The organism is Alloacidobacterium sp. (assembly GCF_035631355.1).
Classification (GTDB): Bacteria; Acidobacteriota; Terriglobia; order Terriglobales; family Acidobacteriaceae; genus Alloacidobacterium.
Genome location: NZ_DASQIX010000037.1, coordinates 72,605 through 80,196, shown reverse-complemented (window position 1 = coordinate 80,196; position 7,592 = coordinate 72,605). Strand labels below are relative to the sequence as shown.

Sequence of the window (7,592 nt, the reverse complement as noted above, 5' to 3'; positions counted from 1 at the left end):
ACCTCGCGAGAGCCGTTGCCGGTTCTCCTGATGGCCCGTCTCTACTCTCTTCCTCTGGAAGATTGCTCTTCCGTTGATTTGAAGCATACTCCCCATCTCGCTCTTTGCAAGGGGGTTCAGCAAATTTCCTAGTGTGGAAATACTACCCCTTTTGTGGAAATTAAAGACTAAGCACTAACTGCGGAGCCGAATCCGGAAAACCAATCAAGGCGCGCACAGCGTAGCGACGGAGCTACATAACCTATTACGCCGAACCGTCCATTTTTTGTCCCAGGATCGAAAAGAGGGCATGGGAAAAGGCATTTGGCAAGGAAGCAACGCTTCTTTTTATCGTGGCGGAACTCTACGGGCAACGATAGGTTCCCGTCAACCTCTTCTATATGAATCTTTACTATGGTGTTACGACAAAATCTGCTCCTTCATTGGCCAGAGAACTGCCACCGATCCAGACGGTGTAATGCGTCGGCTCGATGACGGCCTTACTCTGCGCGTTGTCGAAGGACAGCTCGGCGAACCCGAGATCGAAAGAAACCTGCTTTGACTCGCCGGGTTTGAGCGTGACTCGGGTAAAGCCCTTTAGACTGCGGACAGGCTGCTCGACGCTTGCGCCAAGATTGCGAACATAGCACTGAACGATCTCCGTCCCGACGCGGCTTCCGGTATTTGTAACTGTTACAGTTGCATTAATGAGATGCTTCGCGTTCTCAAGATTTGCCACGCGCAGGGGAATGCCGGAACGCGAAAGAGTCACCTTGTCATAGGAAAACTGCGTATAGCTGAGGCCATATCCAAAGGGAAAAAGCGCGTCATTGGGTACATCGATGTAGCGCGAGAAGAAACGGGTGTCAGGCCCCGGCGGTTTCGAGAGATCAATATTGCGAGGAGGCCGTCCGGTGGGGAACTGGTTGTAGTAGAGCGGTTCCTGTCCAACGGCGCGCGGGAAGCTCATGGGCAGCTTGCCAGTGGGCGATACGTCGCCGTAGAGGACATCGGCGATTGCGTTTCCGGCCTCAGTTCCGGGGAACCAGACTTCCATGATGGCGACGACGTGCTGCGCGGCCCAGTCGAGCACCAGTGGGCGGCCGGAAAAGACCAGCAAAACGATAGGGCGTCCGGTTGCGGCAACGGCTTCGAGAAGTTTTTCCTGATTGCCGGGAAGGTCGAGGTGCGCGCGCGATCCGGCTTCGCCGCTCATTGAACCGGATTCGCCTAGAGCGAGTACAGCTACGTCTGATTGCTCCGCGTCATGCACCGCTTCGGCAAAGCCTTCCTCAGATGTTCCGGTGATTTCCGTGCCTTTTGCGTAGAGCACGGTTCCCCCGGATTGTTTTGCCCGCGCTTCGAGCGCGTCCTTGATGGTGATGACATCGGGCAATCGCTGTCCTGCACCCCATGAGCCGAGCATCTCGCCAGCGTTGTCGGCGAGCGGCCCGATGAGGGCTATTTTCTTTGCTGTTGCCTGCAAAGGAAGCAGCGCATGATCGTTCTTCAGCAGCACGAAGGATTCTTCAGCGGCCTTGCGGACAAGCGGGCGGTGTTCGGGCACGGCGGCGGTGATCTCAGTTGCGCGCGCGTAGGGATGCTCGAAGAGGCCGAGAGCGAACTTGACGCGGAGCACGCGGCGCACGGCTTCGTCGACTACGCTCATCGGGACCTGGCCAGTGCGGATGAGCTCAGGCAACTGCGTATCGTAGAAGTGGGACATCATGTCCACATCGACGCCGGCGAGAATGGCCTTGCGTGTTGCAGTTGCCGCATCGAGCGCAATGCCATGGTTGATGAGTTCCATGATCGCTGTGTAGTCGCTAACGACGAGACCGTTGAAGCCCCATTCATCGCGCAGGACGTTTTGCAGCAGAAGGCGATTGGCGGTTGCGGGAACACCATTGAGCGCGTTGAAGGCGCTCATGATGGTCGCCGCGCCTGCTTCAACAGCGGCTTTATAGGGCGGCAGATAGATCTGGCGCAGGCGAATCTCGGACATATCGGTCGTGTTGTATTCACGGCCTGCTTCAGCGGCGCCGTAGGCGGCGAAGTGTTTGACGCAAGCAGCAACGCTGTCCGGATTGGAGAGGCTGGCGCCCTGATAGCCGAGCACATAGGCGCGTGCCATGGCTGCGCCGAGATACGGGTCTTCACCCGCGCCTTCTGTAGTGCGGCCCCATCGGGCATCGCGGGAGATATCAACCATTGGCGAATAAAACCAGCGCACGCCTGCAGTTGTGGCTTCTTCCGCCGACATGCGCCCGAGCGACTGCACCAAGTCAGGATCGAAAGTGGCGGCGAGTCCGAGGGGCTGTGGGTAGATGGTGCGGTAGCCGTGGATAATGTCAGCCCCGAAGAGCAGCGGGATATGCAGGCGGCTCCTGTCGACCGCCGCATGTTGAAAGGCGTTGGTGCGTTCAGCGCCGACAGTATTGAGCATGGAGCCAAGCCGTCCAGTTGCGGCGAGTTCCATCGCGTTCACTTTGATATTGGCTTCGGGGTTGGCCGCAATCTGCACCGGGCTTGTGGCAGATTCGTATCCGCTATCGTTGTATTGCACCAACTGGCCGATCTTTTCTTCCAGCGTCATCTTCTTCAGAAGGTCGTCAACGCGACGCTCGATGGCGGGTGAGGCAAGCTGCGGGCTTGAGGGCGCGTGGGTTTGTTCCGTGCTTTGCGCGCTTGCCGCCAATGCTGCGAAAGTCATTCCGTAGGCTGCCAATTTCCCAGCTACAGACATGGATGCGAAAGCAGTGCGACCAACTTTGAAAGCCAACTTAATTCCCCTGAGAATTGAAATTTTTTCCCTGTACTGCACCGCGCCCGCGTGCGGCGGCTGTCGATTGCCGCTCGACAAAAGCCGGTAGCACACGGATTGGATGCTTCGGCCATTCTTGCCTTTCGCTTTGGATCATCTGCAGCAGGGTAGTGGCCGCTACGCGGCCCATCTCCTGCAGCGGCTGACGCACTGTGGTGAGCGGAGGATTGTTTGTGCCTGCGCTCAGAATGTCATCGAAACCTACGACAGAAACCTGTTCGGGAACCTTTATGCCGGATTCGCGCAGCACAGTAATGGCGCCGATGGCAGCGAGGTCATTGAAAGCAAAAATCGCAGTGAAGTGCTCGCCCCGCTCTAGCAGCCTGACGGTCGCGGCGCGTCCGGGCTCTGTGCCCAGTCCGTGGTCGTCCAGCTGCGTCACGAGACGGGGGTTGACTTCGATGTCCAGTTCAGCGGCAACTTTGCAGATAGCGCGCCAGCGGGCCAGCGTATCTGAGCTGAATGTTTGGCCCTTGATGAATGCGATTTCGCTGTGATGCAGTCGCTTGAGATGCTCAAGCGCATAGTGAGCGGCCAGCATGTGGTCAAGCTCGATATTTACAACTGAAGGACGGTGATGATGGTCGGAAACTGCAACGACAGGCACCGGCAGGTCTTCTTCGAGTACTGAATCCACCGCGATGATGCCTTCGACGGCGCGCGATAGCAGCAGTGATGGATATTCGCGTAGCAGATCCGCGTGATGGCGGTGACTGACGACAAAATAAAAGAAGCCGGAGAGCAGCAGCACATCTTCTATGCCGCCGAGAACGGCAGTCGAATAGCCTTCGCTGATTTCCGGGACCATGACGCCTACGGTTTTACTGCGCTTGCTGCGTAGGCTACGTGCCAGCACGTTAGCTTTGTAGTTCAGCTTTGCGGCTGCAGCTAGAACTCGCTTCTGCGTTTCTTCTGAGATACGGTACTGCTTTGCCGAGCCGTTGAGCACGCGGGAGACGGTTGTTTGTGAGACCCCAAGATGCTTGGCCAACTCCTTCAGGTCTGGCCTCACGATCGCAGTTGGAGAAGGCGTCTCTTTGTCGTTCGAGGTCATTCCTGTCCTTTCGACTTTGCTTTATCGCGCTTCCCCATTTGCATCCGGCTTTAGCCCGATGGTCTGTTGTATGTGCTTCATCTCGGGATTCGACATGAAACACTTCCAGATGAGGCCGGTGCGGCCATTTTCAATCATCACCGCCATGGGAGCTTGATTGAGTCCCATAGTAATGCCTGAGTACCAATTTTCCTCTTCATTAAATGCATCACGAAAACCATAGATGCCCCATAGTTGCGCGCCGAGGTCGCGATAGAAATGCTTGATCGCAAGCAGCGATTGCTGCGGTGTATAGGCGTAGGAACTCACGGCCCCTGTCGGGGCGATCGTGCCGTCGTCTTCCGTGAATGGCTTGTACTCGCGGTAACCCTCGGGGCCGTCGACGGCAGTTAATCCCCATGAATCCGCGCCATAACCTTTCATGTGCAGCGGATTGGCGGTGCTGTAGGCCTGGCTCACCAGAGCCTCATCGCGATTGTTGATGAAATAGTCGGCATATTTGTCTCGCCAGCCATGCGGGTCGTAGCCCAGATAGGAATACTGTGTGAAAAAAAGCGGTCCAGGCGACCTGGGCGCGTAATTCATGTCGAGCGTGATCCCATAGTAGGTGTGCCGCTCGCCATAGGTGTGAGATGTGCCTTCCGCGGTATACCCAGTGTAGTAGAGGCTCGCGGGGACGGGATGTGTAGGCGATGCGATGGCCAGCAGGTAAGTGATCATCACCTCGTTCCATCCTTCAAGGCGATTGGCGATGTGGAAGGCGAAATAGGGAGACCAGTGCCAGTAGAGCGCATCCCGCTTTGGCGTGGCGCGGAACCAGTCCCATTCCACTCCCTGCCAGAGCCCAGTGATGTCGTCGCGCAGTCGCTGTTCTTTTTTATTGTCATTATTGAAGTATTGCCGTACGGTAAGAAGGCCCTGCATCAGAAAGGACGTCTCAACGATGTCGGCGCCATTGTCAAACATGCCGAAGACAGGCAAGACATGCCCGGTCTTGCCGCTGAGGAAATGCGGCCATGCGCCGTGGAAGCGGTCTGCGCGGGCGAGGAAATCGGTGATGCGAAGCAGGCGGTCCACTACTTGCCCGCGCGGAACAAAACCGCGGTCCGCGCCAACGACCATTGCCATTACGCCGAATCCACTGGCACCGACGGCGATCATGTCGTCATCGCCAGGCGTATTCTCGCGCGTCATGCCGGAATGCGGCTCGTCTGCTTCCCAGTAGTAGCGGAATGAGGCTTCCTGAACCATCGTCAGCAGTTCGTCATCAGTCATAGGATGTGTGGATGCGGTGACTGGGGCCGATAGCGGAGATTCCTGCAATGACGATGTGCGGGCGGAGACTTTATAGGAAGCGGTGGCGTGCGGATTACCGAGGAAATCGGTGAAGCGGTTGACACCGTAGCGCTGCACGCCGATAGGCTCGAATGGTCTACCGCGCATCGAGCGGTAGATGACGTATTGTGCCACGGTGGGGTCTTCCGGTGCTCTCCATTTGAGATCAATGTGCCGCTCGTAGCCTTTGGCTTCGATGATTTCAGGAGCGGCGGGCGTGTGGTGATTTTGCCCCGCGTTTTCGATGCGGATGTCGTCGATGTACAGCGTATGGGCTGCTCCGTCCGCGGCGCCCTGGATGAGGATGATGGTCGCGAGTCGTCTCGGCTCAAACGGGTGCATGGATGCGGTTGCGAATCGATCCAACGGAATTCGCACACGAATCCACTTGCCGGGTTCGAGGTCGCTGGCGAACGAGCCGAGCGGCAGCGGTGTGGTGAAGTTGTGCGCGATGTCGCGAAGCGCGATCTTTGGCAGATCGGCGGCGCGGATGCCGTCTTTCGTATAAAGCCAGAGAAATAGGCTGTCTCCGGCGAAGTCAACATTGCGGTTGCGCCAGACATAGAGCTTGATCTCGGTGTCCCAACCGCCGTCAGGCATGGATTTCCATTCAAGCGCGAGCGCATTGGGGCCGCTGATGAATGTGGAAGTCTCGACCGGAAGCTTGCGGTCGATAAGCTTCAGCGAACTGGGTGCGGAGACCGTCCCTGAGCTGTAGTAATACGATCCGGGAGACAAGCTGTTTTCGAAGAACACTTGCTGCGAATAGTTCTGATCAGCCCGCGCGTAGCCGGGAAGTGAGAAAACTGCGAGAGCGAGGAGCGCCAGGAACAGGCGCAAGGTTTTCATTAGCGGCCCTCGCTTGGTGTTCCGACTATAATCAGCAGCAAAGCATTCGGATCCAGCTTGAGATCGAGTTTGCCATCTGTGAGAGTGAATCGCTCCGGCGCTCCTAGCGCTGTCTCTCTGTTCAATGCCTCAACCTGCGTCTCCGTTGGGTCGAGTGGACTGCCCATCTTCTTATATGCGGCCAGAGTATTTTCGTGAGTGTTGTCGACGCGGCTTATAGAAATTGCTGCATTTGCAGGTACTCCGCGGAAAGCCATCTCAATGTCTTTTTCGCTGCCCGTCTTATCCGGATCGACGATGTTCCATACGGCGAGAGCCAGCGTTCCATCAGGCCGCTTTGTAACGATCACGTCCTTAGATGGATTGGCGATGCGCTGATCGCCAAGCTGATGCAGCAGCGCGAAGGCATAATAGCTGGGCTTATTGATACCGCCTTTAGCGCGCAGGCCAAAATTACCTTCAAAAGGCCGAGGAATCGGGCCACCTTCCTCAAATACGTCGGAGAAGGTCCAGAAAGACATCATGTCCACCAGACCGTCGCATTCGCGGATGGTATTTGCAAGTCCGGTACCAACGAAAGATGTATCGCGCGATTCGTTCATGCCTTGTACGTTCCACTCAGTCCAGAAGAGCGGCAGGTGAGGCATGGCGGAAGCCTGAATCTGCTTTCTCACTTTTGCAATGGCACGGCAAACGCGGTCGTCCATGGGGATGTCTTCGTTAGTGCCAAAAAGGTTTTCAACGGTGTCGTCAGCGTAGCCGTGGCTCGAGACGAAATCCACCGGCACATGATTGTCACTCGCATATTTCAGAAAGTCATCGACCCATGCGGCTGCCGCGGTTGCCGGACCGCCGACGCGCAGACGCGGGCTGACGGATTTCAAATCGCGGGCGGTGTGCGCATATAGCTCAAAATAGCTTTGCTTGCGCGGGATGCCGTTCCAGAAATCGATGTTCGGCTCGTTCCAGACCTCAAAGTACCACTGTGCGACTTCGTCAATGCCGTAGCGGTCCACCAGATGCTGCGCGAAGTGCGTCATCAGTCCGTCCCACGCTTCCCAGCTCTTGGGCGGCGAAACATTCTGTTTGTACCAAAAGGGGTGCAGTGCATCGGGATTGAAGGCGAGCTTCTTCGGCATAAAGCTGATTTCGACCACAGGGCGCACGCCATTCTTCAGCAGGCCATCGTAAATCTGATCAACATAAGCAAAGTTGTAAACGGGATTGCCATGTTCGTCTTCGTTGTAGACGCCGTTCTCATCGTGAAGAATGGCGTGAAAACGTACATACCGGAAATCGGTGATCTGCTTTACGGCGCGCAAGTCGTTGCGGTAGCTCTCGCGAAGCGAGAGATTGGCGCGCCCGGAGCCGAACATCTGCTCCCAGAAGTGCGGGAAAGGCGTGGCCGGAGCCTGCGCGTTAACTTCGATTTTCTCCTGCGCGGACAGGTATGGGCCGACTGCCAGCAGAGCAGTGATCGCCAACACGAGACTATATTTCAATCGCAAAACGAGACCCCATTTTCAAACGATGCAGGAATAAAAAGAGGGT

General features: G+C 56.6%; 4 protein-coding genes. All 4 read right to left on the bottom strand.

All coding sequences use genetic code 11. From position 1 onward, the window contains the following. Positions 1–391 precede the first annotated feature (391 nt). On the bottom strand, positions 392–2,692 hold the full coding sequence (locus tag VEV40_RS07040) for a glycoside hydrolase family 3 N-terminal domain-containing protein (protein WP_324831153.1): 2,301 nt from the start codon (positions 2,690–2,692) through the stop codon (positions 392–394). A 70-nt stretch (positions 2,693–2,762) separates the two neighbouring features. Beyond that, a complete protein-coding gene (locus tag VEV40_RS07035) occupies positions 2,763–3,857 on the bottom strand; it encodes a LacI family DNA-binding transcriptional regulator (RefSeq protein ID WP_324831151.1) in 1,095 nt (364 codons plus the stop codon). A gap of 21 nt (positions 3,858–3,878) precedes the next feature. After that, positions 3,879–6,041, bottom strand: a complete 2,163-nt coding sequence (locus VEV40_RS07030; protein ID WP_324831150.1) for a glucoamylase family protein — start codon at positions 6,039–6,041, stop codon at positions 3,879–3,881. Beyond that, positions 6,041–7,543 carry a GH39 family glycosyl hydrolase gene (locus tag VEV40_RS07025; RefSeq protein WP_324831149.1) on the bottom strand — a complete coding sequence of 501 codons (1,503 nt, stop codon included), beginning with the start codon at positions 7,541–7,543 and terminating at the stop codon, positions 6,041–6,043. Before VEV40_RS07025 ends, VEV40_RS07030 begins: the two co-directional genes overlap by 1 nt. Between the last annotated feature and the right edge of the window lie 49 nt (positions 7,544–7,592).

Excerpts from the sequence above, each read along its gene's own strand:
- VEV40_RS07040 (WP_324831153.1), bottom strand. The coding sequence starts at position 2,692 with ATGACTTTCGCAGCATTGGCGGCAAGCGCGCAAAGCACGGAACAAACC.
- VEV40_RS07035 (WP_324831151.1), bottom strand. The coding sequence starts at position 3,857 with ATGACCTCGAACGACAAAGAGACGCCTTCTCCAACTGCGATCGTGAGG.
- VEV40_RS07030 (WP_324831150.1), bottom strand. The coding sequence starts at position 6,041 with ATGAAAACCTTGCGCCTGTTCCTGGCGCTCCTCGCTCTCGCAGTTTTC.